Below are 24,170 nucleotides of genomic sequence, written 5' to 3' on the forward strand. Positions count from 1 at the left end.
GGCGGGGCCGCGCGGCGCCCGCCTTTTTTCATGCCTTATCCGTCGATCAGTTCGAACCTGTCGACATCGACCAGCCCCCTGTCGGAAATCTTCAGATGCGGGACCACCGGCAGCGGCAGGAAGGCCAGTTGCAGGAAAGGCTCCTGCAGCGTCGAGCCCAGCGCATAGGCCGCCTCGCGCAGGTGATGCAGCGTGTCGCGCACGCTTTCATAGGGTTCGAGGCTCATCAGGCCGGCCACGGGGAGAGCGATCTCGCCGGTGACCTCGCCGCCTTCGACCACCACGAAGCCGCCACGGATCTCGCTCAGCCGTCTCACAGCCACCGCCATGTCCTCGTCATCGGCGCCGACCACGCAGATATTGTGGCTGTCATGGCCGACGGTGGAGGCGATGGCGCCCTTCTTGAGCCCGAAACCCTGGACGAAACCGACGGCCCGATTGCCGTTCTTGCCGTGCCGCTCGATCACCGACACTTTCAGGATGTCGTTGTCCAGATCCACGGTCGTCTGATTGCCCTTGGACGGCAGGCGATGGCGGCGATGTTCGGTGATGATCTTGCCGGGGATGACGCCGAGCACGGCGCTTTCGCCCTGCCGCGCCGGCACGGAGAAATCGGCCGCGGTGATCTCGGGGGCGCGAACGCTGTCGGTTCCGACGGGCGCGACCGGCTTGCGGCTGGCGAACAGCTCTTCCGTCACCTTGCGGCCGGCGGAGAACACCATCTCCGCCTTGCAGTTTTCCAGGCTGTCGACGACCACGAGATCGGCGCGGCGGCCGGGCGCGACGAGGCCGCGATCCATCAGGCCGAAGGCGCGGGCGGCCGAAATCGAGGCGGCGCGATAGACGGCCAGCGTATCGGCGCCATCGGCGATGGCCGTGCGGATGAGATAATCGAGATGGCCCTGCTCGGCGATATCGAGCGGATTGCGGTCATCGGTGCAGAGCGCGATGAAGGGCGAGAGCCGCTCGGTGAACAGCGGCGTCAGGGCCTTGAGATCCTTCGAGACCGAACCCTCGCGGATGAGGACATGCATGCCCTTGCGGATCTTCTCCATCGCTTCCTCGGCAGAGGTCGCCTCATGCTCGGTGCGGATGCCGGCGGCGATATAGCCGTTCAGCCCATAGCCCACGAGCAGCGGCGCATGACCATCGATATGGCCGCCCTGGAAGGCTTCGAGCTTGGCCATGGCGACCGGGTCCTTGTGGATCACGCCGGGGAAATTCATGAATTCCGCCAGCCCGATCACCTTGGGATGTTTGCGGAAGGGCAGCAGTCGCTCGATCGGCAAATCGGCGCCCGCCGTCTCCAGATGCGTCGCCGGCACGCAGGAGGAGAGCTGGACGCGGATGTCCATGATCGTCTCCTCGGCCGAATCGAGGAAGAATTGCAGCCCCTCAGTGCCGAGCACATTGGCGATCTCATGCGGATCGCAGATCACCGTCGTCACGCCATAGGGCAGCACGCAGCGATCGAATTCATGCGGCGTGACGAGCGAACTCTCGATATGCAGATGGGTGTCGATGAAGCCGGGTACGACGATGCGGCCGGTGATGTCGATCTCGACGGCGCCCTTGTAGTCGCCATGGGTTCCGACAATGCGGTCGCCGGTGATGGCGATGTCGGAGGCGACTAGTTCGCCCGTCACCAGATCATAGAAGCGCCCGCCCTTGAGCACGATATCCGCAGGTGTGCGGCCCGTTCCTGCATCGATCATCCGTTCGAGTTCGCTCATGACCCGCTCCGATTCCTGTTGTGTTCGCGAGTGTAGCGGGGCTGCAGGCAGGGGTCACGCCCCCACATGATTTATCGACGTTTTCGAATGCGTCTCGTCGATCCTGTCTCCCGGGTGACAGCCCGGGTTTTGGAGGCAGGGCAAAGTGGCCTCATCAACACGCACACAGGAGGCCATGATGTTGAAAATGCTCGCCTTGACCGCCGCAGTCACACTGACCGCCACCGCCGCAAACGCCATGCCGCCCCGCCATGGCGGGCCGCAGACCGACGAGATCAACCGCACGATCGCCAATGAGGCAGGACCGGCCAGTCGCGTCATGACCCGGCTCTATGGCTGTCTGCCGACCGAAAGCCCCGGCGCCGCCGCCCGCTGGACCTGTGTCGGCATCGGCGACGGGCCCAAGGCGCGACCCTTTGCCGTCTCGCTCGAGCGCAAGGACGGGATCACCCGCGCCTATCGGCTGGTCGACGCCTCGGCGGTGATCTGCCCCAAGCCCGGCGATATCGCGCGACTTCTCGCGCCCCGCGCTCATCCGGGCGCCTTTGCCGATCTTCGCTCCGCCAGCGTCCAGACCCGTGGCGACATCGCCTTGACCGGTCTCTCCGCCGGCCCGCGTCTCGCTGCGGTCTGCCGCTACATCGGCGGCTTGAACACCGGCCTCTACGAGATTACCGCCCATTTTTCCTATGATCATCGCGGCTACAGCCTGGTGGAGGGGCTGCCGATCCGGGAAAGCCTGAAAGATCACGCCGGACGGGACATGGTGATGAAGTGAGGGATCTCACGAGGGGGTAGGGGGCGGTCGGCGGTCCGGCGATTTCCTGTCGGGCCGCCGGCTTCGTCATATGCAGGCGTGAGGAATGCTGTATCGTCTCGGTTCTGAGCGTAACGTTCGACGGCTGTCGCCGCGATGGTTCCGCATCTGGTTCGCCTTGGAGTTTTCCCATGTTCTCATCGACGTTGCGCGCTGTCCTGACCGCGCTCTGTCTGTCCTCCAGCGTCGCCGCTGTTCTCGCCGAAAACAAGAACGAGCCCCTGCCGACCTTGATCGGAGCCTGCGCCATCACCAGCATCGTCGAAATCGGCGGAAGGCTGGAAGGCGATGATACTTTCGAGACGGGAACATTCGTTGGATTTGCCAATGAGGGCTTGCAGATCGGCTATGACAGGGTCGAGGCGGTAGTCCGCTCCAAGATCGGCGATCCCGTCCGCATCTGCCTCACCGACATTCCCCAGGACTGCCCGCCCGGCGACGATCGCGGCCGCGGCTATCGCACCACCAATCTCCGCACCGGTGAAAGCTGGGAGATGGCCGACAGTCAGCATATGTGTGGCGGGGCGTGAGGGGGCCCCGTCGCTCCGTCCTAGGAGCGCCGCGACGGGTGTCCCCGCCGCAGCTCCAGGCGTTTGATGTTTCTGATCAGCGTCCCTTGTCGAGAAAGGCGCGCACCAGCGCCGTCGTTGCCGCAGGATTTTCCTCCATGATCCAGTGGCCCGAATCCGGCACGATGCCTTCGGTCACATCGGTTGCTGCGGCGCGCATGACGGTCGCCATCATCGGGCCGAAGGATTTTTCGCCGCCCACCGCCAGGATGGGCATTGTCAGCTTGCCCTTGCTGGCGAGGATCTTCTGGTTGTCCTTCGCGTCCTGGTCGAAGGCTGCAAACTGGGCAAAGCCGGAATGCATGGCGCCCGGCAGCGCATAGAGCTTGGCGTAGTGCTCGCGCGCCTGTTCGGTGAAGCGGGCGGGATTGGCGGAGAACTCGTTCCAGAAGCGGTCGAGATAGATGCGTTCGCGACCGGCGACCAGCCGCTCCATGTCAGGGCCGCCGAAGCGGAAATGCCAAAGGAGGGGGCTTTTCAGGACCTCTTCCCATGGACCGACGCCGGGGACAGGCGCATCGATGAGGACAAAGCGCTTCACCCGTTCGCCATGTTGGGCGGCAAAGGCGAAACCAACCATATTGCCGATGTCGTGGGTGACGAGATCGGCTTTGTCGATATGAAGCGCGTCGAGTACGGCTACGACATCGCCGGCCTGTGTCATCTTGTCGAAGCCGCCGGTCGGCTTGGAGGACAGGCCAAGCCCCCGCAGATCGGGAACGATGACCGTGTGATCTGCGGCAAGCTCGGCGGCGAGCGGCGCCCACATATCTCCCGTCTCGCCGTATCCATGCAGCAGCATCACGGCGGGACCATTCCCGCCCGTGCGCACATGGATGGAGACGCCATTGGTCTTTATATCCTGGGTCTTGAAGGAGGCGGGAAAGGTCCTCGTATCGGCTTGGGCCGCCATAGTCATGGTGGCGGCGGCGATCGCCGTCGCGCCGAGCATTGCGATCATTTTCAACATGGTTTTTCTCCTGACCCTCCGGGAGGAGCCGGCGACCATCGCCGCAACCAGAAGGCAAGCCTTATTTAACATTTGCATATCGTCCGGATTAGCGCGCTAATCCAGGAACTCAAATCCGGAAACGCCGAACAATGATGAGAACCGAAAGCATCGTCGCCTTTGTCGCCGTGGTCGAAGGCGGCTCGATCAGCGAGGCGGCCAGGCGGCTGCGACTATCGAAATCGGTGGTGAGCGAGCGGCTGGCCGATCTGGAGCGCGAGGTCGGCGGCGTGCTTCTGCGACGGACGACGAGGAAGCTGACGCTGACGGATGACGGCTCCGCTTTGCTGGAGCGGGCCAGGCGCATTCTCAAGGAAATGCAAGAAGCGGCGGCCGACATGTCGGAACGACGCGGCACACTTTCGGGCCCCTTGCGGATCGCTGCGCCGGTCACCTTCGGGCGCATGCATCTGGGGCCGGCGCTCTATCCGTTCATGCTCGCTCATCCGCAATTGGAACTGACGCTGGATATCGACGACCGCCGGGTGGATGCGGTGGCAGACGGCTATGACGCCGTCATCCGCCACGGGCCGATTGCCGATTCCAGGTTGATCGCCTGGAAGCTCGCGCCGAGCCGAAGGGTCCTCTGCGCCTCGGCGGATTATCTTGCTCGCCATGGCCGGCCAAACTCGCTCGACGATCTGCAGCGCCATCGCGGCATCTTCTATACCAATCGCGGCGTCGCCGATTGGCGCTTTCCGGGGGCGGGCGGGGCCGATCTCGTTCGCGCGAAATTCGGATTTTGCGTGAACAATGGCGACATGATGCGCGACGCAGCCATTGCGGGCCTCGGCATCGCTCTGCTTCCGGGCTTCATCGCCGGGCCCGCGCTGAAGGCGGAGTTGCTGGTGACTATCGAACTGGATCGTGAACCGGAGCCGGAATTCATCTATATCGCGCATCCGCAGGGGCGCAATGCGCCGGCAAAGCTGGTCGCTCTGGCGGATCATCTGAAGAAAGCCTTCGGCAATCCGCCTTATTGGGAGGTTTAGGCTTGGTGGTCCCGCCCGCGCCCATCTGGCCGATGGGGCGCGGGCGGATGTCCCAATCAGGGCGTATAGTCTAAGTTCTGCGTGACGGTCATGTCTTCGCCACCGTTGGGATCGTGGACGAGAAAGTCCACGGCGTATTTGCCGGCGGGGAGGCCGTTCACCGTCAGGGTCAGGTCGATGAAGGCTTCGGTGTTGGCGTTGTGGGCTTGATCGAGGTGTTGGCGAAAGCTGCCTTCTCCATCAGCACCTGGCCATTGGCGTCCTTGAGCTTGAGATCGCAAACGAAATTGATCTCGTACATATCGCCCGGCAATTCCTTCCAGGCATAGCCTACTGGCTCGATATAGGTCACGATCGGCTCGCCGCCTTTGAAGGAGGCGTTGGCGCGCTCTTTATAGACGCCGTAGCCGGCGGCGCTTTCCTTGGTGAAGATCACCTTGCGGTCGGTGAGCGGGACCTTGTCCCAGGCGTCATACATTTTGTCTTCGGCCGCCGTGAGATCATCGATCTCATCGGCATGAACGCCCTGCGACAGAAGGGCGAGAAGTCCCGCGATCGCCATTCTTTTCATTCTCGTCCCCCATGGTTTGACGGCCGCAACCTTGACGCCCCGCGCTTGGGGCTTTGTGGAGAACGCGATGTCCACCCAATAAAGTATGTCTCATGCGGGTTTAAGCGATGTCCGCTGGTCCGCCACTGGGCGCGTGCGCGTGGACGGAGCCAACGGATTATGGTCATTCTCAAGCCATTGGCGCAAAACAAAAACGGCGGCCTTTCGAGCCGCCGTTTGCTGGGATCGTCGTTACGAGCCTCAGGCGTTCGCGACCAACACTTCCCGCAGCTTGCCGATCAGCTCGTCGATCTGCTCCTTGGTGATGATCAAGGGCGGGGACAGCGCGATGATGTCGCCGGTGGTGCGGATCAAGAGGCCCTTTTCATAGGCCTTTAGGAAGGCCGAGAAGGCGCGCTTGGTGGGTTCGCCGTCGATCGGCTTCAGTTCGATCGCGCCGATCAGGCCGATATTCCTGATGTCGATGACATGCGGGCAATCGGCCAGCGAATGCAGGCGCTCTTCCCAATAGGGGGCGAGTTCGCTTGCGCGGGTCAGCAGGCCCTCTTCCTTATAGGTGTCGAGCGTGCCGAGGGCTGCCGCCGAGGCGATCGGGTTGCCGGAATAGGTGTAGCCGTGGAAAAACTCGATCAGATGTTCCGGGCCGGTCATGAAGGTGTCGTGGATTTCCGAGGTCACGAAGACCGCGCCCATGGGGATCACGCCGTTGGTCAGGCCCTTGGCGGTGGTGACGATGTCGGGCTTGACGTCGAAGAATTGCGAGGCGAAGGGCGCGCCGAGGCGGCCGAAGCCGGTGATGACTTCGTCGAAAATCAGCAGGATGCCGTGCTTGGTGCAGATCTCGCGCAGGCGCTGGAGATAGCCCTTCGGCGGGATCAGCACGCCGGTGGAGCCGGCCACAGGCTCGACGATCACGGCGGCGATGGTGGAGGCGTCATGCAGGGTGACGATGCGCTCGAGTTCGTCGGCGAGTTCCGCGCCATGCTCCGGCTGGCCCTTGGAGAAGGCGTTCTTCGCCGGCAGATGGGTGTGCGGCATATGGTCGACGCCGGACAAAAGCGTGCCGAACATCTTGCGGTTGGAGACGATGCCGCCCACCGAAATGCCGCCGAAATTGACGCCGTGATAGCCGCGCTCGCGGCCGATCAGCCGGGTGCGCGAGCCGTTGCCCTTGGCGCGGTGATAGGCGAGCGCCACTTTCAGTGCCGTCTCCACCGATTCCGAACCGGAATTGGTGTAGAGGATATGATCGAGGCCGTCGGGCCCGATGTCGACGAGGCGATTGGCGAGCTCGAAGGCCTTGGGGTGACCGAGCTGGAAGGCCGGGGCGTAATCGAGTTCGCCGGCCTGCTCGCGGATCGCCTCGGTGATCAGCGGACGGCAATGGCCGGCGTTCACGCACCAGAGGCCGGCGGTGCCGTCGAGCACGGTGCGGCCGTCATGGGTGGTGTAATGCATGTCCTTGGCGCCGACGAACAGCCGCGGCTCCTTCTTGAACTGGCGGTTGGCCGTAAACGGCATCCAGAACGCCCGCATATCGTTCGGCGTGGAGTTGAGGCGGTTCGACATTTCATTCTCCGGAAGTGGTGAGACCCGATGCGCGTCGCCTCGTACGGTCCGGTTTTTCCTGGCGTTTCAGGCAAATCGGCGCTCGACGCGGGCCGGCGTGCGTGTTGCGCAAAGTAGCAAGCACCCTTGCCGCGTCAAGGAGGGCCACGGAATTTCATGAGTGATCACGGGAATTGACCGGTCAGGCCGGAGCAAGTTTGATGTGGGAGTTCCTAATATGCAGGTTGTGCGGTCGTCAGGGCAAAACGCGGCCACACAGCGATGCATCAGCGGCGGCACGCCAGAATAGCCCCGTTTCTCACTATGACCGGAGAAACGGGGCCGTTTTCACCAAATCTTCCGAAGCATCCGATCGGCTTTCGTCTGTCGCGCCAGACACGGAAGAGGGCTCATCGCCCCTCTCGTCATCGATCCAGCACGTCGCGGACCTCGATCAGGTTCGAACGCGCCCGCAGAATGTAGAAGCCCTGCGTGGCGAGATGGGTCGGCATGATCCAGCCGTCCTCGCGGCCATTGGAAATGATCGCGGGCTGGATGTTGAGCGCGGCGCGGAACTGCTTCAGCATCTCGTTCCAGAGCGGGGCGAGATTGCGCTCGCGTATCACCGATCCGAAATCGGCGCGGGCGGCGGTCAGGATGCCGTAATAGCCGTAGAGCTGCCCATAGGCGAACCAGAAGCGATCGTCGGCGCGCGTGTCGAACCAGCCGGCATTGTAATTCTCCGATCGCTCGCGGAGCATGGCCGAGGTCGAGCCGAGATCATTGGCGATGCGGTCGAGGAATTCGAGCAGATTGTCGGCGCGGCCGTCGAATACGGATTGGCACTTGCCGAGTTCGGTATTGAACTGTTTGAGCTGGGTGACGGCCTGGCGATAGATGTCGGGCGTGGGCGTGCGGAAGCCGAAGGGCGAGAAGCTCACATACCAGGAGCCTTCGTCATATTGCATGTTGGAGCGCGCGAGCTGCAGCGTGTTGTTGATGCCGGAGGTGCCGCGGACGCGGGCGAGCGAATCCACCAGCTCCACCGTGGTGCGGCGCACCGTCTGGTTCACGCCGCGCTGGAAGCTGGCCTTGTTGTCGAGCCAGGGCGTGTGATCCCAGTCGATGCCGAACAGTCCCAGTTTATAGAGCGGCATGGACGAGATCCAGGCGTTCTGGTTGACCTCCTGGTCGATGAGATCGGCGGCGACATCGACGATGCCCGACGTCTGGCAAGCGGTGGGCGTGGCGCTGTCGGCGCCGCTGATATCCTGGCCGGCGACGAATTTGCGCTCGTTGAGCTTGTAGGCCGCGACATAATCGGGATTGAAGCCCGACCAGACCTGGGTCATCCAGATGAAATGGCCATAGGCGCCCACCAGGATCAACAGAAATAGCCCGACCACCGCCTTGATGATCAGCCCGCGCGAGGCGTACCAGCGGCTGGCGCTGAGGAAGGGAAACAGGATCCAGGCGATGATCATGCCGATCCCGCGGCCGATGGCGCTGAAGATGCGTTGGAAAAACGCAATGATCGGGTCCAGCATGCTCACTCCTCTTGAATGCCGTAGAGCCGGCGGCGAAAGCCCGCCTTGTCCCTGAGATATGTGCTTTCGAGCGTCTTCACAACGTGCTCCCGGAACTTTTCCGGATAGGCCTCATAGGCTTTGTAGAAGCCCTGTTTGTCGAAGATGAAGCGTGAGACGAAATCATGCGGCTGCAGCGAGGCGATCAGCCGGTTGACCAGCCACTGATCCGGATGGGTGGGTTCGGCGCGGATCAGCAGAAAGCGGTTCTTGGCGGCGATGTCGGGCATGCGGATGCTGCCGGTCGTATCCGCCACGCGCAGCATCTCGTTGAGCAGGGGATAGCCGCCATCGGCGAGCACGCGATCGGTGTTCATGTGCGCCCAGGTCTGCAGCCAGACCATGTCGGCGCGTTCGGGATCGAAATTGGGATCCTTGGCGCTGGCGAGGCCGAGCAGGATCATCCGCATGCGATGCTGATAGAGACCCGAGGCGATGACCCAGGAGGCCTGGGGCAGCTCGATGCGGCGGGTGCGGGCGAGAAAGCCGTAGAGCGTGTCGTGGTCGTCGATGTCGATATAGGACACCTGCCAGGGACGCGCCTTGCGGAAGCCCGGCGTGTCGGCGCGGCAGATCACGGTGGTGTTGCGCGCATCGTGAAAGACGAAGACGCCGCCGAAATGATCGGCCCAGAAGGCGTCATGGCGGAACACCAGCTGGTCCGGCACCAGCGTGTTCTGGCGGATGTCACCGGTGATCTTGGCGAGCTCCACCATGCGGTTGAGCATGGCGTCGTCGCGCCAGGCGTCGGGCTGCGACGTCACCTGATCGGCGAGCATGCGCAATTCCGACGCCTTGCCGAGAATGTCTTCGGCGGAATGGACGCGGAAATTCACCTCGTTGATGGAGAGCAGGTCCTCGATATGCTCGACTTTGGCGACGGAATCCTCGATCTCGCCATAGAGCGCGTCCTTGATGGTGACGGCGCTGATGGTGCGGGCATTGGCGCGGTAGAATTCATGCATCAGGCCTGCGGTGTTGGAAAAGCTGGTGTGAACCACCGGCAGGTTTTCCTGCTCCGGGGTCAGAATGATGAAGCGTCTGTTGACCCTGAGCGGATCGAGATAATCGCGATTGTCCAGTTCCTCGGCGATCTCCGGCGAAAAGCCGGTCATGTCGATGTCGAAGCGCTCAAGCTTTGTTTCAGGCAAGCCGAAGCCCTTGAGCGCCTTGTTGTAGCGGGCGATCAGATGCGGGGCGTCGACGGTGAGCAAACGGCCGTAGATGAGTTCGGATTCGAGGAGGCGTTTCATGCGGTTGCGACAGCTGCGAGACGTTGCAGTTCCTTGAGATTGGCAGGATTTCGAGAGCCGAGGATGTCGTCGTAGATTTTGAGCACAAGCAACTTCACAAGGTCCGATTTTGTCAGATGCAGGGTGGTCATCAGACGCTCGATAGCGGCGTTTAGTCGAGGCGTCACTTTCAGTGAAAGGCGGCGCTTGGGAGCTTCGGAGTTGAATGCCGGCCGGTCCGGCGCCACGCCGATCAGTTCTGTTTGAGCCTGATCTGTTTCTGCCGCCTGGAAGATATAATAGGCGAGCAGCTTCTTTCTAAATTCCGATGTGGCTTCCGGATCGATGCGAAATGCGGCGAGATCAAGCGCCTCGATAAATGGCGCTGGAATATTGACCTCGATCGGCCGTGTTGCCGTCTCTCTCGCTGCCTTGATTGCCGGCGTCGATTGGGCGGGCGTTGCGACAATATCGCCGCATTGGTCGCAAACGAGAGCCAGGATGTTTTTCGCCCTGCCGACGCCGTCGTCGAAGGGAACATCGCGATAGGCGTAGGTAGCGCCCGTCAACTCCTGGCAATGAGGACATAACGCCTTTGATTTTTCGCCTGCGACATGAAGCTTCATAGCTCGACCTATCTATGCACGCTGATGAACACGGTGTCGGGATCGACGAAGTAGAATTTGATGTACCAGCCGTCGCGCCTGAGGACATGGACCGTGATCTCGGCAGACCAGTGATGTGGCGAACTCGTGTGATGGGCGCCGGTGCAGCGGCGGATCACAGCGGCGATCTCCTCTGCGGTGACCAGTCCCATTTGTAACAGGTTTTTCACATCGATGGCGTTTCGCGTCTCATGCAGGTAGCTGCTGCCATCAACTAGAGCTTTCAGCACCTTTTCCTTTGCGAAGCGAAACCCTTCCTGTTTCATATAATACGAAGATCCTCGTATATCAACTCCACCGCCCCTCCGTCTTCATCGCCTCGATCTCGCGGATGGCGCGTTCGCGCTGGCGCTCGCGGCGGATGATGTCGGTCACGGCGGCGTCGTCGCTCTTGTCGGCGTAGCGGAATTCGGAATCGGCGTAGCGGTTGATTTCCTGCTGCACCATGTCGAGCGTGATCGGCTGGCGCAGCTCCTCGATCATCGCTTTCTTGGCGTCGTAGTCCTTGTGCATGAAGGTTTCGGGTTTTTCGAACCAGTCGTCGGGCAGCTCGACATCCATGGCGCGCATCTTGATCGCGTCGGTGATGTTCTTGATGGCGCGGCCGGTGAAGCGGGGTTCGGCGAGCCGGATCTCGTGCAGATAGGCGCCGATATCCGCGAGCGTCTTCAATCCGCCGCGGCTTTTCTCGAAGCGTTCCCACACTTTGACGAGGCCGTCTTCGCTCGGCCTGCTGTGACCTTCATAAGTGGCGCTCACCGCGCGCTTGATCTCCTGGCCGGCATAGAGCTTGTGCTCGCCGAGCGGGATATGGTGGTTCTTGCCGACCAGCAGCGCGAAAATGTCGATATAGTCTTCGCGCGTCTGCGGGCCGTCGACCAGCCAGCGGGCGCCGGCGCGCTGGCGCAGCGCATCGTCGACATTTTCCGGGTAGTTCGAGAACATGCCGAAGGAGCAGTTGCCGCGCACCACGGTGGAGGCGCCGGCAAAGGCCTCCATCAGCACGGCGGTCACTTCCTGCTGGCCGGATGAGGCGCGGTCGTCCGAACGTTTCGCGGCGACCTGGTCGACATCGTCGATCGTGCCGAAGCCGATCGCCTTGGGGTTCATGACATTGTCGATGAACGCCTTGCAGTTTTGGCCGGATTTGCCCTGATAGGACGAGATCTGGTCGACGCCGAAATTTTCATAGTGGAAGGCATAGCCGGCCACCTGGCAATAATCGTTGACCAGGCCGGCGATCATCTGGATCAGCGTCGTCTTGCCGGTGCCCGGCATGCCGTCGCCGATGAAGGTGAACAGGAAGCCGCCGAGCTCGACGAAGGGGTTGAGCCCGCGCGTGAAATCATAGGCCATGATCATCTTGGCGAGTTTCATGCCCTGATATTTGGCGATGTGATTGCCGATCACCTCATCCGGCTTCTTGAAGGCCATCACCAGCGGCTTGCGTTTGACGCCGGGGGCGACGTCGAAGCCGTTGAGGTCGAAATCGTCGCTCTCGATGCGGATATGGGCGGTCTCGAAAGGACCGAGGCCGGTAAAGCGCGGCTTGCGCGTCATCAGCCCGGCAATGGCGTCGCGGGCGAAGGCGCGGGCGCGGCTCAGAAGCGCGAGATCGTCGGGGGCGCCGGAAAGGGCCCGCTCCAGACCTGCGATCATCGATTTCACCGCATCCTGCGGCGTGTCGAAGAGATAGTCGGGTTCGCCGACATCCTCGACCGGCTCGCCTTCGCCCGACAGCGTCGAAGAGAGATAGGCGGCGAAGGAGAAGGCGGCCACGAAGGCGGAGGTCGACAGGAGCGCCTTGAACTGTTCAGCGTCCGGACCCGCCAGAGGGGAGGCGGCGTTGCGGGCCTTCAGCCCTTCCAGTCCCGTCTGCCGGGCGAAGACATCAGAGATCGCCAGCGCCGCCATCACCCCGCGCCGGGCGCGATAAAGCAGCGCGTGCTGACGGGGCGACAGCATGGGGTCGTCTGATCGCGCCGTCTGGATCGCCTTGGCCAGATCCACCTCGCGCGTTCGGCGCATGCCTGAGGTCGAGACGGTGGAGACAAAGCGGCGGCCTGTGCCGGCGATCGGCGCGCCGGCATTCGCGGCGTCGCTTTCGATCATCGAGAAGCGCCCCACGAAGCTTTGCGCGGTCGCCAGATGGCTGCGGAGATCGTCTTCGGAAATGGCCGTGAGGCCCGTATTCAGCGACATATGTTCCTCCCGGTCATGGCTGGCCGCAATGGCCCGCCGCCGTTCTCAGACATCCGTCACCTGGTTGCCCGAGATGACGTGGACCTTGTAGCCCGCAAAAACGCGCTCGGCTTCGCCCGAGGCGTAGAGCGCGGTATAGGCGTCGTGCGGCACCAGCGCGTGTTTCTCGAAAGCGCTAGCGCCCATGCGCGCCGCTTCGAGATCATTGGTGTCGATATGGAAGATCTGCTCGGCCGGCGTCGAGGAGAAGAAACCGCGCTGGGCGGGCTTCTCCTGTTTCGAGATCACGTCCTGCACCGTCCAGGTCAGCAACCAGGCGTTTTCGGCCTTGCGCACCCGCGACAGGATCGAGTTGATCACCTCGTTGTTTTCGGTGATCCCAGCCGAATAGAAGGGGCCGATGACGATCCGTCGCATCTGCTTGGGATGCAGCGTCGGGAAATCCTTGTCGAGATTGGTGGCGATCGTCACCGGCGTCAGCGCGTAGCCGCTGTTGCGGATGACGAAATCGTCGAAGCGAGCCGCGAGTTCCGGATTGAGAAAACCGCCGACTGGGAAAGGGATGTCCACCTTGTCGTTCAATGTCCCATCCGGCTTGACCAGCATGCGGGTGAGGTTCTCCGAGGAGTCCTCGATGCGGGCGATATAGATCATCGGCAGCGTCTGCGCGCCGTCGAAGGCCGCCCAGTTGACGACCACCGAGGGACGCAGGTTTTCGGAATTGACCGACACGGCGGAGGTTTCGGGCAACACCACCGGCGAGAACACCTCGCCCTTCTGCGCCTCTTCGAGATAGAGCCGCTCGGCGATCCGGCTCTGCAACTCCTCCGGAAACGCCTTGTTGCGCAGGATGAAGTCGACCATTTCCGCCCGCAACCTACCGGCATCGGGTATTGCGGCCAGCTTCTCCGGGGCCGAACGGCGATCGTTTTCCAACTCCAAAACATTCTGGAACACCGGGAAGCCCGAATCCGCCCGCGAGATGCGGAAGCGGTCCATGAAGCCGATCTTGTTTTCCCAGCAGGCAAGCGACGTCTTGAGACGCTCGACATATTTCATCACCAGCGTCGAAGTGAGATCCTTCGACGACTGGTTGCGGCCGGGGCCGTCGAGATAGGCTTCCAGCCCGACAAAGGCGGCGCGGACAGTCTGGAAATATTGCGCCGCCGCCGGCTCGACCGCATTCATGGGCGACACTCCATGTTTATTTGACGCCGAGGAACGGCACGGCCGATCCCGGCACCATGGTGGAGGGAAGCTGGCCGTTCCACTTTTCCGCAGCGGTCAGGTTGATCAGTTCGGGATTGTCGCGCAACGCCGCGCCCTTGGCCTTGATGGCGTCGGCTTCCGCCTCGCCGGCCAGCCGGGTCGCCGCCGCATTGGCTTCGGCTTCGGCGCGCACGGCATCGGCGCGGGCCTGCGCCTGGGTGACGGTGATCTGCGCCTGCACCTTTTCCCGCTCGGCGTTCTGGCGGATCTTCTGCACTTCCACCTCGGCCAGCATGCGGTTCTCTATCGATTGTTCATAAGCGTCGGAGAAATCGATATTCTCGATCTGCACGCTGTCGATGATGACCGGGCCCCGCACCGTGTCGCGGATAGCGGCCTCGGCTTCCGCGTTCAGCCGGGCGCGGTCCTGAATGGCGGTGACGGCGTTGAACTGGCCGAAGACATTCTTGACCTGCTCATAGACCCGCCGATCGATCAGCCGGTTCACAACGCCTTCCTCGCTGCCATATTCGGCGTAGATCTTGGCGACCTGATCCGCAGGCAGACGGTAATTGACCGAGAGGGTGATCTCGGCGGGCTGCTGGTCGCGCGAATAGGTGCTGACGCGTTCATAGAGCTGGCTGCGGTTCTGTACGGTGATCTTCACCACCTTGTCGATCAGGGGCAGCTTGAAGCCGAGACCCGGCTCCGCCGTGCCGACGACTGCCCCATAGCGAAGGATGACGCCGCGTTCGCCCTGGTCGACGGTATAGAAACCGCCGGAGGCGATCAGAAATACGATCAGGGCGACAACGGCGATGGCGGCGAATTTCGCGAAGCCGCGATTGTTGGACTTGAGTTTCGCAATGGCGGTCGGTTCGGTCATGAAGGCTCTTTCGATCGAGCGAGATCAGCGCGTGCGTCGGTTGACGCGGCCCATTCAGGACCGCGTGTAATTGGCGGAATTGTGCTTGTCGAGCACCGCCTGGAAGCGGCGCGCGAAGGCGTCGTCGGCGAGCTTCTTGCGGCGCTGGATGTCCTGGGTGGAGAGCATGTTCTTCTCGTGCATTTCCAGGAGGTCGCCGATATGGCGCTGGGCAGCGGCGCCGATGCCGGCCATGGTTTCCTCAGCCGCCGTATCCACCTGGCTGCCCAGCGTGTTGATGCGGTGGGCGACTTCCTGCTGCGCGGCCGTCTTCAACGAATCCTCGAGCGCCTTGTAGAGAACGATGCGCTGTTCCGTGTCGATGGTCAGCTTGTTGATCAGCGTGTTCTGCGCGGCGATCTGGTTGTTGAGCGAATCCACGAAGGTCTGGAACATCGAAGTGTAACGCTCGAGCGTCTGGCTCTCGGCGAGCAGTTCCTGCTCCTTGGCCTGCTTCTCGTTATATTCGGTGGCGAGTTTGGACCGCTCGCCTTCGAATTCGGTGCGCGCCTTCTGGTCGGTGGCGGCGGCGATCTTGTTCTCGATGTCGAGCAGCATCGGGTTGAGCTCCTCGATGCGCTTCTGCACGGCTTCCAGATTGACCATGGCGTTCTTGCGCCGCTCGATCACCTGGATGAGGCTCGCTTCCGAGGACTTGTAGCGCTGGTCGAGGACATTCTTCTGTTCTTTGAGAATGCCGACGATCGTGTCGGATTTCGCCAGCAGCTCCTGCAGATTGCCGGCCAGCGACATGCCGCGGACGCGATCGGTGCGCATGCGCTGCGCCTTCTGCTTGGAGAAGATGCCGACGAATTTTTCAAATCCCGTATAGCTCTTCATGCTCTCGAATTCGGAGCCGAACACATTGGTGGCGTCCTCGAGCCCGAGAATGAGGTCGGCGATATTGGCCTCCATCACCTTCTGCTGGGTCAGCACGTCCTGGATGCGGGCGTTCTCAATGTCGAAGCTGGCGTCGCCGATCTTGGCGTCCGCCTTGGCGAAACGGTCCAGCACCCCTGTCGAGGCGTCGAGTTTCCCGCGCATGTCGTTGACGATCGAGCGGGTCTTTTCGATTTCGGAGTCGAAGGACTGCAGGCTGGCCATGGTCGTTTCCCTGAAGTGGCCGCGTTGCCGCGGCGCGTTGACTGCGTGCGCACAATAGGCGTTTTCGCCGATTTGAAAACCGGCAAAACGCTCAACCGTCACAGGCGGTTATGTTGTCGTCGTCAGGTCAACGCGCAAGGCTGTCCATTTATTCGGACGCGAAAAAATCGCGCCCGCTGCAAGTAAGACGGGCGCGACGGCGCGGAAACGCTCATTTGGCCGCCGCGGGATCCTTGAGAAAGGCAATGAGATTGAGGATGTCCTCCGGCTTTTTCAGTCCGGCGAAGGCCATCTTGTTCTTCGGGATCGCGGCTTTCGGATTGCTGAGATAGGCGGTCAGATGCGTCTCGTCCCACACCTTGCCGTCGGCGCCGAAGGTCTTCATCGCTTCGGAATATTTGAAGCCGTCCACACTCGCCACCTTGCGGCCTACGACGCCCATCAGGGAGGGGCCGACCTTGTTCTTGGCTTCGGTGGCCGTATGACAGGCGGAACACTTCTTGAAGACGGCGGCGCCTGCCTTCGCGTCGCCATCGGCGAAAGCCATGCCGGTGGACGCGGCAAGCAGAAGGGCGGCGCAGGTGAGAGACTTCAACATCGAAAGAATCCTTGAGAATCGTTTGCAGCAGCTCGATGATAAAGCGGTGGCGAGGACGTTGCCTTGACGTCCATCAAGCCTCCGCTCGAAGTCGATAGTCGTCGGAAAACGAGCGGGAATACAAGGAATTTTAAGCTGTCTTCCTCTCGCGCCGTCGGCGTTTCTCGGATTGCGCCGAAATGACGTCGCTAATCGGCATGTGCGCGCCGCCAATCCGCTTGAATTGTCGCGTCAATGGTGGTTGGCTAGCCGAACCATAAAAGAGGGAGAACGTTCAATGACGTCAATGATTTCTAAAGCCGTGATGGCGCTGGCGGTATCTACGCTCGCCTTTGCCGGCGTCGCACGAGCCGCCGAACCCGATAGCTGCTCCACCGTCCGCTTCGCCGATGTCGGCTGGTCCGACATCGCCGCCACCACCGGCACAGCCTCCGTCGTGCTCAAGGCGCTCGGCTATGAGACGGATGTGAAGGTTCTGTCGGTTCCGGTCACGTTCCAGTCGATGAAGAACAAGGACATCGACGTTTTCCTCGGCAACTGGATGCCGACGATGGAAGCCGACATCAAGCCTTATCGCGACGAGAAGAGCGTCGACACGGTGCGCGAAAACCTCGAAGGCGCGAAATACACGCTGGCGACCAACGAGGCGGGCGCCGCCCTCGGCATCAAGGATTTCGCCGACATCGCCAAGCACAAGGACGAACTCGAAGGCAAGATCTACGGCATCGAGCCGGGCAATGACGGCAACCGCCTCATCCTCGGCATGATCGACGGCGACCAATTCGGCCTCAAGAGCTTCGAGCTGGTCGAGTCCTCCGAGCAGGGCATGCTGTCGCAGGTGGCTCGCCTCAACGGCGACAGCAAGCCGATCGTCTTCCTCGGCTGGGAACCGCATCCGATGAACGCCAACTTCAAGCTGACCTATCTGACCGGCGGCGACGATGTATTCGGCCCCAATCTCGGCGGCGCGACCATCTACACCAACACCCGCGCCGGCTATGTGGCCGAATGCGCCAATGTCGGCGCCCTGCTCAAGAACCTCAAGTTCAGCCTGGCGATGGAAAACGAGGTGATGAAGAAGATCCTCGACGGCGGCATGGAGCCCGAAGCGGCCGCCACCGAATGGCTGACCGCCAATCCCACCGCTTTTGAGCCCTGGCTCAAGGGCGTGACCACCAAGGATGGCGGCGACGCGGTCGCTGCAGTCAAGAGCGCTCTCGGCCTCTGATCGGCGAATGAAGACGGACCGCGCAGGCGAGGGGAAGCCTGCGCGGTAACCGGTTGCCCATCAGCGTCATTTGTCGGGGACAGCGCATGAATATTTTGACTGAATACAAGATCCCGGTCGGCAGTTGGGCCAAGGCCGTGGTCGACTGGCTGACGACCGACCTGAAGGTCGTCTTCCGGGTGATCTCTGCCGTCCTCGACTCGTCGATCAACGCGATGCTGTTCGTTCTCGAGGCGCCTTATCTCAAGGGTTCGAGCCTGGAGCAGGTCTACCCTCTCTTCATGATACTGGTGTTTACCGGCTTCGCCTGGTTCATGCGCCGCTCGGTCGGCATCGCGGCTTTCACCCTGCTCGGAATGCTGTTCATCTATAACCAGGGTTACTGGAAAGAGACGATGCAGACGCTGGCGCTGGTGCTGGCGGCCACGGGCGTCTGCATGGTGATCGGCATACCCGTCGGCATCGCCTGCGCGCGTCGTCCCTGGCTCTATTCGGCCATGCGTCCGGTGCTCGATCTGATGCAGACCATCCCGACATTCGTCTACCTCATTCCGGCGCTGCTGCTGTTTGGTCTCGGCATGGTGCCGGGCCTCATCGCCACGGTGATCTTCGCGATCCCGGCGCCGATCCGGCTTACGCGACTAGGCATCATTTCGACGCCGCCGTCGCTGGTGGAAGCGGCGGAGGCTTTCGGCGCCACCAAACGCCAGGTCCTGACCAAGGTCGAACTGCCCTTCGCGATGCCGCAGATCATGGCGGGCCTGACCCAGACGATCATGCTGTCGCTGTCGATGGTGGTCATCGCGGCGCTGGTCGGCGCCAACGGGCTCGGCGTGCCGGTGGTGCGCGCGCTCAACACCGTCAACATCGCCAAGGGGTTTGATTCCGGCCTCTGCATCGTGATCCTCGCCATCATCCTCGACCGAATTTTCCGGTCTTCCGACGAAGGAGACGCGTGATGACAGCGGTCAAGTTCGACAATGTCTCGATCATCTTCGGGGCCAATCCGGAAAAGGCGCTGGCCATGGCCGACGCCGGCAGGACACGCGACGAGATCGGCTCCGAGACCGGACTGGTGCTCGGCGTGGCCAACGCGTCGCTGAGCATCGAGGAAGGCGAAATCCTCGTGCTCATGGGCCTTTCGGGCTCCGGCAAGTCCACGCTTCTGCGCGCCGTCAACGCGTTGGCGCCCGTGGTGCGCGGCGACGTCAGCGTCGCCCACGGGGGTAAGTTCCTCAATCCCTACAAGTGTTCGCCCGCCGAACTGCGTGATCTCCGCATGCATTCCGTGTCGATGGTGTTCCAGCAGTTCGGGCTTCTGCCCTGGCGCACGGTCGCCGAGAATGTCGGCTTCGGGCTCGAACTCGCCGGCATGCAGGAAGGCGAACGCAAGAAGATTGTCGGCGAACAGCTCGAATTGGTCAATCTCGCCAAATGGGCCGACCGCAAGGTGCAGGAACTCTCGGGCGGCATGCAGCAGCGCGTGGGGCTTGCCCGGGCGTTCGCCACCGGCGCGCCGATCCTCTTGATGGATGAACCCTTTTCGGCGCTCGATCCCCTGATCCGCACCCGCCTTCAGGACGAACTGCTCGAGTTCCAGCGTCGGCTCAAGAAGACCATCCTGTTCGTCAGCCACGATCTCGACGAAGCCTTCCGCATCGGCAACCGCATCGCCATCATGGAAGGCGGACGGATCGTCAGTGCGGCACGCCGCAGGACATCGTGCGCAATCCAATCAATCAATACGTGGCGGATTTCGTGCAGAACATGAACCCGATCAACATGCTGACGGCATCGGACATCATGCGGCGGCAGAATGTCGATCCGAACGCCCCGGTTTCCGGCGCCACCACGCCGGACGCTCGTCTCGTCGACGTGCTCGACGTGATGTCGCGCCAGCCTGGCGTGATCGGCGTGGTCGACAACGGCGTTCTGGTCGGCGCGATCTCGGCCGAGGATGTGGTGAGCGGATTGACGCGGCATCGCAACAGAGGCTGACGGACAGCCGAGCCCCTGATAAAACCCTCCGGTCGCCCATGCGCCGGAGGGTTTTTTATGCAGGAAGAGACACCGCTCATCCGTCCAACAGACGAAGAGGCGCGCAAACTCGCGCGGACCCTGCTGCGAGGCGCACGCTATGGCGCGCTCGCCGTCCTCGATCCGGAAACCGGCTTTCCCCTGGCCACCCGCACGCTGGTCGGCGCCGATCTCGATGGCGCGCCTGTGCTGCTGATCTCACGCCTTGCGGCGCATACCAGGGCGCTTGCGGCGGATCCGCGCTGCTCTCTCTTGGTCGGAGAACCGCGAAAGGGCGATCCTCTGGCCTGGCCGCGATTGACCGTGACCGGGGAGGCCAGGGGGTGGAGAAGGGCTCCGAAGACGAAAATGTGATTCGGCGTCGGTTTTTGCGGCGACACCCGAAATCGAAGCTCTACGCCTCTTTCGAGGACTTCCAATTCTACAAAATCGGGCTCACGGGCGGCTTCCTCAATGGTGGTTTTGGAAAAAGTTATAATATTTTGCGAGAGGAGCTGTTGATCCGATCGCCGCTGACCTCCGACCTCGCGACAAATGAGTTGTACTACCTCTCCAAAGTTGCATCCCTCGATCCGCAACTCGCAAACTTACTTGCAAATGCATATTCACATGTAAAATCATACAATTGGGAACTATCGGGAATTGATGCATCCGGCATTGACCTCGCGCAGGGCGAGCATCTTGTTCGAATTGAACTTGATGAAGCTGCTCAAGATGTAAAAGGGCTGATTGCAGCATATAAGAACTTGCTTATGGAAATACGTGAAAATTAGTAATGTACATCAACGAGGAAACGGCGTTATGATTTTTTCGTTCGATTTCAAGAGCCTGGGGTTTATTGAGTTAAACATCAACGAATTGGATTGAGGATAAATTGCTATGAAGATGAAGACATTGTCAGAAAATTCGGCCTCTGCGGCAGCCCTGCTTTCCGCGCTCGCCAATCCCAAGAGACTTCTGATCCTCTGCAACCTGGTGAATGGCGAAGTTCCGGTCGGCGTCCTCGCCAATCAGGTCGGCCTCAGCCAGTCGGCGCTTTCGCAACATCTGTCCAAGCTGCGCGCGCAGAAACTCGTTCGCACGCGTCGCGACGCCCAGACGATCTACTATTCAAGCAATTCGGCGCAGGTTCTTACGCTGCTCAGTGCGCTGGAATCTCTCTACGGGGAGGACACGCCGAAAAGCGTTGCGGCATAATTTACGGATATTCCAGGCTTTTTATAATGAGCGAGGAGCCCGAAAGGGTTCCTCTTTTTATTTCGGCGGATGGGAGATCAGCTGATGACCCGCATCCGTATCGCCTTGGCCACCAATTGCGTGCGGTTCACACAGTCGAGTTTCTTCACCGCATTGTTCATATAGGCGTTCACGGTATGGTCGGACAAAGACATGATCATGCCGATTTCCGCAGACGTCTTTCCTTTTGCCGTCCATCGGACGATCTCCACCTCACGTTCGGTCAGTCCGCATGGATTGTCCGTCAACGGATAGCGATTGCGGTCGTAGGACTGGAAAAAGTGTAGCGCCAGCATCGTCAGGTCGTTGATTTCGATCTGTTCCATCGGACGGCGATCACCGTCGAAACGGATGATGTGTCGCGACCCGTCCAATGAGGAAAGCGGAATCACCAGCCCGCGACTGAACCCGTGATCGGTATAATGCTTCAGGAAAAGGGGCGGCGCCGAGTTGATCAATTTGCATTGACGCTCGACCTGTTCGGCCGACCAGGACAGCGGCAGTACAGTGCAACGCGCCGCATCATACACATAGGAGTCTTTCGGCGGCGCGACCTGGTCGAGATTTTCGTAAAAGTCGTCGGGCGCGTTTGTTTCGATGATCAGCGAGGAAATGCTCTGATCCGTCTTGGACGGCATCACCAGGAAGGTGGAGCAGGCGAAGTCGAACATCAGCCCTATGCGGAACAGATTCAGCGCGAGATCAGGCTTCCCCGAGGCGTCGCCGATCGCGGAATACAATTGCTGCTGTTCCAGCGTCATCTGGCGCATGAGTTCCGACGTTCCTTCCGTGACTAAGGTCAAACGGCCCGACGAGCCATGACGCAAAACCGACGGTTCCCCTTATGCAGCTCGAAAAAACTGAGGCGTATTCCGGACTGGATGTGTTGATAGCCCGAATTCTTCCTTCTCGCAAAGCGAATTCCGTAAAATTTGCAGTTTTTCGCAGACAAGGACCCCGGTCAGAAGGGGCATGGACGCGATCGACTGCGATGTCGCGGCGCATGATAATTACACATTTCAGCAATCTTCAATAGTCTCGATGAAAGTAAACGTTTGCAACGGACTCGAAATGGGAAAGCCGACAGCCGCTTCAGAGGGCCGGTCGCTCCCCGGGGTCGGCTTTGTCCTTCTTGGACAGCTTCTCCAACACTCCGAGCATCAGGGCCGAAACGACGAAGGCGATGTGGATCAGCGTGAGCAGAGCGAGTTTCCAGTTGTCATATTGGTTGGCGTTCAAGAACACCTGCAACAGATGGATCGAGGAAATCGCCACGATCGACGAGGCGACCTTGATCTTGAGGCTGCCCGCATCCAGTTTCCCGAGAAACGAGACTTCATCGTCGGCTTCATCGAAGCGGCTGACGAAGTTTTCATAGCCTGAAATCATCACCATGACGATAAGGCTGGCGACCAGCGCCGCGTCGATGAGGCCCAGCATGGCGAGGATCATCTCCGCCTCGCCGAAATTGAACACGTTGATCGCAACTTTCCAGAATTTGTAGGCGAAGGAGACCGCATAGACTGCAAGCGCGGCGACCAGTCCGAGATAGAAGGCGACCAGGATCCAGCGGCTGGACAGGATGATCCTCTCGATGATCAATTCCAACGATTTCATGATCGGCCTCACGCGATTTTCGAGCACATTGTCTTTGGGCGCGCCGGTCATAACTCGGCGCTGCGCGGTTTCGCAATGCGGTACGGGCGCCACGTTGCAAAGAAAAATAGCAAATCGGATCGCCGGCGTCTTGCGCCGTCCGGCCAATGCAGCCAATTCTCAGTCTACGAAGGAATGGTGGTCAAACTCATGTCTCGGTGGTCTGACAGTGGGCGCGCGGGTCGGCTCTGGATTTTGATGGTCCTGGCGATCTCTCTGACCTGCGCCGATGTCAGAGCCGACGATCGCAGGGAAGGCGCCAACCTGCCGGCTCTGTTCGATCGTCCCATGACGTTCGCCATCGTCCGGTCCGGCGCGGGCTATTGCGAGCCCGTCTGCCCCGAATGGATCTACGGCGAGGGACGGATCTCGCCCGGCACGCCTGCAGCGTTCAAGAAGATCGTGAAAAAGCGGGCGACCGGCGCTTGCCCCTGATCATCACCTCGCCGGGCGGCGACGTCGATGCGGCCATGGCGCTCGGACGCCTGATCCGCAAGGAAGGCCTTGCGGTGGAGGTCGGTTACACCCGTTTCGTCACCTGCCGGCCCACGGATGACGATTGCAAGCCGGACGGCGCGCGCGATGGGGAATATTACGGGTCGGTCGCCGTGGCCGGATCGTTCTGCTGGTCGGCTTGCCCGCTGGCGCTGGCCGGCGGCGAGAGGCGTTTGTCCAGCCGGTGGTCCTATACGGGCGTGCACCAGGTCACCACCACTTATCGGCGCCAGAAGATCTACTACAAGGAACGTTACGAAATCGTCGACGGCAAGAGAAAGGTGGTGAGCCGCGAGGAGATCCGGCGCAAGGATATCGGGCCGAAAAGCAGCACGAAAATGCCGAAGGCCACGCGCAAGGCGTTGAGCAATTATCTCGGGGACATGGGCGTTGATCTCGTCCTGCTCGATTTGATGCAGTCGGCGACGCCGGATAAGATCAGGACTCTCGAGCCGGTGGAAATGCTGAAGATCGGCTTGATCACCGAATTGTCTTCGACGGACATGCTGACGGCGCCGCAGTCCTGCCTGACGCCGGATAGGCCGGACAACTGCGTTCTTCTGCCCTCCACCGCGCCGGCCTCGACCCTGTCGACGCTGGAACCCGAGGTCGAGCCGATCTGAGCGATGGTGATCGGCTTCGCATTTCGCTCCCAAAATGAAAAACGTCGCAAATAGAACATTCTTCGGTTGTTTCGGGACCGGCGGCCGCTCCGTTTTGCCGATTAACTGACACGATCGTCTCGCTCCGAGGAGGAA

At 61.2% G+C, this 24,170-nt stretch carries 25 protein-coding genes and 1 pseudogene; 11 read left to right on the forward strand and 15 right to left on the reverse strand.

Annotated elements, in window-relative coordinates; translation table 11 throughout:
- Positions 1 to 35: 35 nt before the first annotated feature.
- The gene (ade, locus tag H2O14_RS18070) at positions 36 to 1,733 is read right to left on the reverse strand and encodes an adenine deaminase (protein WP_182828738.1); all 1,698 of its coding nucleotides are present in this window, start codon (positions 1,731 to 1,733) and stop codon (positions 36 to 38) included.
- A 178-nt stretch (positions 1,734 to 1,911) separates the two neighbouring features.
- On the opposite strand from ade, the gene H2O14_RS18075 reads away from it, so the two are divergent.
- Together H2O14_RS18075 and H2O14_RS18080 are read left to right on the forward strand one after the other, a co-directional pair.
- A complete protein-coding gene (locus H2O14_RS18075; RefSeq protein ID WP_182828739.1) occupies positions 1,912 to 2,511 on the forward strand; it encodes a hypothetical protein in 600 nt (199 codons plus the stop codon).
- A gap of 170 nt (positions 2,512 to 2,681) precedes the next feature.
- Positions 2,682 to 3,080: a hypothetical protein gene (locus tag H2O14_RS18080; RefSeq protein ID WP_182828740.1), complete on the forward strand. Its 399-nt coding sequence runs from the start codon at positions 2,682 to 2,684 to the stop codon at positions 3,078 to 3,080.
- 76 nt (positions 3,081 to 3,156) lie between these two features.
- On the opposite strand, the gene H2O14_RS18085 is transcribed toward H2O14_RS18080, so the two are convergent.
- Positions 3,157 to 4,089, reverse strand: coding sequence for an alpha/beta fold hydrolase (locus H2O14_RS18085; RefSeq protein ID WP_182828741.1), 933 nt, complete (start codon positions 4,087 to 4,089; stop codon positions 3,157 to 3,159).
- Between the two features lie 131 nt (positions 4,090 to 4,220).
- Between H2O14_RS18085 and H2O14_RS18090 the strand changes: the two genes are divergently transcribed.
- Complete coding sequence (locus tag H2O14_RS18090) at positions 4,221 to 5,120, forward strand: LysR family transcriptional regulator (protein ID WP_182828742.1); 900 nt, start codon at positions 4,221 to 4,223, stop codon at positions 5,118 to 5,120.
- Between the two features lie 169 nt (positions 5,121 to 5,289).
- On the opposite strand, the gene H2O14_RS18095 is transcribed toward H2O14_RS18090, so the two are convergent.
- From H2O14_RS18095 to H2O14_RS18145, 11 genes are all read right to left on the reverse strand, one after another.
- The gene (locus tag H2O14_RS18095; protein WP_182828743.1) at positions 5,290 to 5,691 is read right to left on the reverse strand and encodes a hypothetical protein; all 402 of its coding nucleotides are present in this window, start codon (positions 5,689 to 5,691) and stop codon (positions 5,290 to 5,292) included.
- A gap of 240 nt (positions 5,692 to 5,931) precedes the next feature.
- Positions 5,932 to 7,260 (reverse strand): aspartate aminotransferase family protein, encoded by a 1,329-nt coding sequence (locus H2O14_RS18100; RefSeq protein ID WP_182828744.1) that lies wholly within the window; start codon positions 7,258 to 7,260, stop codon positions 5,932 to 5,934.
- A gap of 404 nt (positions 7,261 to 7,664) precedes the next feature.
- Positions 7,665 to 8,786, reverse strand: a complete 1,122-nt coding sequence (locus H2O14_RS18105; RefSeq protein ID WP_182828745.1) for a DUF2333 family protein — start codon at positions 8,784 to 8,786, stop codon at positions 7,665 to 7,667.
- A 2-nt stretch (positions 8,787 to 8,788) separates the two neighbouring features.
- On the reverse strand, positions 8,789 to 10,078 hold the full coding sequence (locus H2O14_RS18110) for a DUF6638 family protein (protein WP_182828746.1): 1,290 nt from the start codon (positions 10,076 to 10,078) through the stop codon (positions 8,789 to 8,791).
- On the reverse strand, positions 10,075 to 10,683 hold the full coding sequence (locus tag H2O14_RS18115) for a hypothetical protein (protein ID WP_182828747.1): 609 nt from the start codon (positions 10,681 to 10,683) through the stop codon (positions 10,075 to 10,077). Before H2O14_RS18115 ends, H2O14_RS18110 begins: the two co-directional genes overlap by 4 nt.
- Before the next feature lie 8 nt (positions 10,684 to 10,691).
- Complete coding sequence (locus tag H2O14_RS18120; protein ID WP_182828748.1) at positions 10,692 to 10,988, reverse strand: hypothetical protein; 297 nt, start codon at positions 10,986 to 10,988, stop codon at positions 10,692 to 10,694.
- Between the two features lie 22 nt (positions 10,989 to 11,010).
- A complete protein-coding gene (locus H2O14_RS18125; protein ID WP_182828749.1) occupies positions 11,011 to 12,924 on the reverse strand; it encodes an AAA family ATPase in 1,914 nt (637 codons plus the stop codon).
- A gap of 45 nt (positions 12,925 to 12,969) precedes the next feature.
- On the reverse strand, positions 12,970 to 14,112 hold the full coding sequence (locus H2O14_RS18130; RefSeq protein ID WP_182828750.1) for a hypothetical protein: 1,143 nt from the start codon (positions 14,110 to 14,112) through the stop codon (positions 12,970 to 12,972).
- A 16-nt stretch (positions 14,113 to 14,128) separates the two neighbouring features.
- Entirely contained in the window at positions 14,129 to 15,019 is an 891-nt protein-coding gene (locus H2O14_RS18135; protein ID WP_182828751.1) for a prohibitin family protein, read from the reverse strand.
- A 54-nt stretch (positions 15,020 to 15,073) separates the two neighbouring features.
- Positions 15,074 to 16,162 carry a hypothetical protein gene (locus H2O14_RS18140; RefSeq protein ID WP_182828752.1) on the reverse strand — a complete coding sequence of 363 codons (1,089 nt, stop codon included), beginning with the start codon at positions 16,160 to 16,162 and terminating at the stop codon, positions 15,074 to 15,076.
- Between the two features lie 211 nt (positions 16,163 to 16,373).
- Positions 16,374 to 16,760: a cytochrome c family protein gene (locus H2O14_RS18145; protein ID WP_182828753.1), complete on the reverse strand. Its 387-nt coding sequence runs from the start codon at positions 16,758 to 16,760 to the stop codon at positions 16,374 to 16,376.
- 286 nt (positions 16,761 to 17,046) lie between these two features.
- On the opposite strand from H2O14_RS18145, the gene H2O14_RS18150 reads away from it, so the two are divergent.
- The 6 genes and pseudogenes from H2O14_RS18150 to H2O14_RS18175 all read left to right on the forward strand — a co-directional run bounded on the left by H2O14_RS18150 (position 17,047) and on the right by H2O14_RS18175 (position 21,222).
- Positions 17,047 to 17,988 (forward strand): choline ABC transporter substrate-binding protein, encoded by a 942-nt coding sequence (locus H2O14_RS18150; protein ID WP_409526960.1) that lies wholly within the window; start codon positions 17,047 to 17,049, stop codon positions 17,986 to 17,988.
- A gap of 86 nt (positions 17,989 to 18,074) precedes the next feature.
- Entirely contained in the window at positions 18,075 to 18,947 is an 873-nt protein-coding gene (choW, locus tag H2O14_RS18155) for a choline ABC transporter permease subunit (protein WP_182828755.1), read from the forward strand.
- Positions 18,947 to 19,986: pseudogene (choV, locus tag H2O14_RS18160) on the forward strand (choline ABC transporter ATP-binding protein). Before choW ends, choV begins: the two are co-directional and overlap by 1 nt.
- A gap of 57 nt (positions 19,987 to 20,043) precedes the next feature.
- Entirely contained in the window at positions 20,044 to 20,379 is a 336-nt protein-coding gene (locus H2O14_RS18165; RefSeq protein WP_182828756.1) for a pyridoxamine 5'-phosphate oxidase family protein, read from the forward strand.
- Entirely contained in the window at positions 20,349 to 20,798 is a 450-nt protein-coding gene (locus tag H2O14_RS18170; protein ID WP_182828757.1) for a hypothetical protein, read from the forward strand. The genes H2O14_RS18165 and H2O14_RS18170 overlap by 31 nt, the downstream gene beginning before the upstream one ends.
- A gap of 106 nt (positions 20,799 to 20,904) precedes the next feature.
- Complete coding sequence (locus H2O14_RS18175) at positions 20,905 to 21,222, forward strand: ArsR/SmtB family transcription factor (RefSeq protein WP_182828758.1); 318 nt, start codon at positions 20,905 to 20,907, stop codon at positions 21,220 to 21,222.
- Between the two features lie 77 nt (positions 21,223 to 21,299).
- Here the strand turns inward: H2O14_RS18175 and H2O14_RS18180 are convergent, their stop codons facing one another.
- Both H2O14_RS18180 and H2O14_RS18185 read right to left on the reverse strand, forming a co-directional pair.
- The gene (locus tag H2O14_RS18180; protein WP_182828759.1) at positions 21,300 to 22,031 is read right to left on the reverse strand and encodes a helix-turn-helix transcriptional regulator; all 732 of its coding nucleotides are present in this window, start codon (positions 22,029 to 22,031) and stop codon (positions 21,300 to 21,302) included.
- A gap of 322 nt (positions 22,032 to 22,353) precedes the next feature.
- Complete coding sequence (locus H2O14_RS18185) at positions 22,354 to 22,878, reverse strand: TIGR00645 family protein (RefSeq protein ID WP_182828760.1); 525 nt, start codon at positions 22,876 to 22,878, stop codon at positions 22,354 to 22,356.
- A 237-nt stretch (positions 22,879 to 23,115) separates the two neighbouring features.
- Here H2O14_RS18185 and H2O14_RS18190 point away from each other — a divergent pair, with 237 nt between their 5' ends.
- Positions 23,116 to 23,352, forward strand: coding sequence for a hypothetical protein (locus H2O14_RS18190; protein WP_182828761.1), 237 nt, complete (start codon positions 23,116 to 23,118; stop codon positions 23,350 to 23,352).
- On the forward strand, positions 23,343 to 24,035 hold the full coding sequence (locus H2O14_RS18195; protein ID WP_182828762.1) for a hypothetical protein: 693 nt from the start codon (positions 23,343 to 23,345) through the stop codon (positions 24,033 to 24,035). Before H2O14_RS18190 ends, H2O14_RS18195 begins: the two co-directional genes overlap by 10 nt.
- Positions 24,036 to 24,170: the final 135 nt, after the last annotated feature.

This window comes from Rhizobium sp. G21, assembly GCF_014158035.1.
GTDB lineage: Bacteria > Pseudomonadota > Alphaproteobacteria > Rhizobiales > Rhizobiaceae > Rhizobium_E.

What these genes read in the sequence shown, in the direction of transcription:
- ade (WP_182828738.1), bottom strand. Translation starts at nt 1,733, where the DNA reads ATGAGCGAACTCGAACGGATGATCGATGCAGGAACGGGCCGCACACCT.
- H2O14_RS18075 (WP_182828739.1), top strand. Translation starts at nt 1,912, where the DNA reads ATGTTGAAAATGCTCGCCTTGACCGCCGCAGTCACACTGACCGCCACC.
- H2O14_RS18080 (WP_182828740.1), top strand. Translation starts at nt 2,682, where the DNA reads ATGTTCTCATCGACGTTGCGCGCTGTCCTGACCGCGCTCTGTCTGTCC.
- H2O14_RS18085 (WP_182828741.1), bottom strand. Translation starts at nt 4,089, where the DNA reads ATGTTGAAAATGATCGCAATGCTCGGCGCGACGGCGATCGCCGCCGCC.
- H2O14_RS18090 (WP_182828742.1), top strand. Translation starts at nt 4,221, where the DNA reads ATGATGAGAACCGAAAGCATCGTCGCCTTTGTCGCCGTGGTCGAAGGC.
- H2O14_RS18095 (WP_182828743.1), bottom strand. Translation starts at nt 5,691, where the DNA reads ATGAAAAGAATGGCGATCGCGGGACTTCTCGCCCTTCTGTCGCAGGGC.
- H2O14_RS18100 (WP_182828744.1), bottom strand. Translation starts at nt 7,260, where the DNA reads ATGTCGAACCGCCTCAACTCCACGCCGAACGATATGCGGGCGTTCTGG.
- H2O14_RS18105 (WP_182828745.1), bottom strand. Translation starts at nt 8,786, where the DNA reads ATGCTGGACCCGATCATTGCGTTTTTCCAACGCATCTTCAGCGCCATC.
- H2O14_RS18110 (WP_182828746.1), bottom strand. Translation starts at nt 10,078, where the DNA reads ATGAAACGCCTCCTCGAATCCGAACTCATCTACGGCCGTTTGCTCACC.
- H2O14_RS18115 (WP_182828747.1), bottom strand. Translation starts at nt 10,683, where the DNA reads ATGAAGCTTCATGTCGCAGGCGAAAAATCAAAGGCGTTATGTCCTCAT.
- H2O14_RS18120 (WP_182828748.1), bottom strand. Translation starts at nt 10,988, where the DNA reads ATGAAACAGGAAGGGTTTCGCTTCGCAAAGGAAAAGGTGCTGAAAGCT.
- H2O14_RS18125 (WP_182828749.1), bottom strand. Translation starts at nt 12,924, where the DNA reads ATGTCGCTGAATACGGGCCTCACGGCCATTTCCGAAGACGATCTCCGC.
- H2O14_RS18130 (WP_182828750.1), bottom strand. Translation starts at nt 14,112, where the DNA reads ATGAATGCGGTCGAGCCGGCGGCGGCGCAATATTTCCAGACTGTCCGC.
- H2O14_RS18135 (WP_182828751.1), bottom strand. Translation starts at nt 15,019, where the DNA reads ATGACCGAACCGACCGCCATTGCGAAACTCAAGTCCAACAATCGCGGC.
- H2O14_RS18140 (WP_182828752.1), bottom strand. Translation starts at nt 16,162, where the DNA reads ATGGCCAGCCTGCAGTCCTTCGACTCCGAAATCGAAAAGACCCGCTCG.
- H2O14_RS18145 (WP_182828753.1), bottom strand. Translation starts at nt 16,760, where the DNA reads ATGTTGAAGTCTCTCACCTGCGCCGCCCTTCTGCTTGCCGCGTCCACC.
- H2O14_RS18150 (WP_409526960.1), top strand. Translation starts at nt 17,047, where the DNA reads ATGATTTCTAAAGCCGTGATGGCGCTGGCGGTATCTACGCTCGCCTTT.
- choW (WP_182828755.1), top strand. Translation starts at nt 18,075, where the DNA reads ATGAATATTTTGACTGAATACAAGATCCCGGTCGGCAGTTGGGCCAAG.
- H2O14_RS18165 (WP_182828756.1), top strand. Translation starts at nt 20,044, where the DNA reads ATGCAGGAAGAGACACCGCTCATCCGTCCAACAGACGAAGAGGCGCGC.
- H2O14_RS18175 (WP_182828758.1), top strand. Translation starts at nt 20,905, where the DNA reads ATGAAGATGAAGACATTGTCAGAAAATTCGGCCTCTGCGGCAGCCCTG.
- H2O14_RS18180 (WP_182828759.1), bottom strand. Translation starts at nt 22,031, where the DNA reads ATGCGCCAGATGACGCTGGAACAGCAGCAATTGTATTCCGCGATCGGC.
- H2O14_RS18185 (WP_182828760.1), bottom strand. Translation starts at nt 22,878, where the DNA reads ATGAAATCGTTGGAATTGATCATCGAGAGGATCATCCTGTCCAGCCGC.
- H2O14_RS18190 (WP_182828761.1), top strand. Translation starts at nt 23,116, where the DNA reads ATGGTCCTGGCGATCTCTCTGACCTGCGCCGATGTCAGAGCCGACGAT.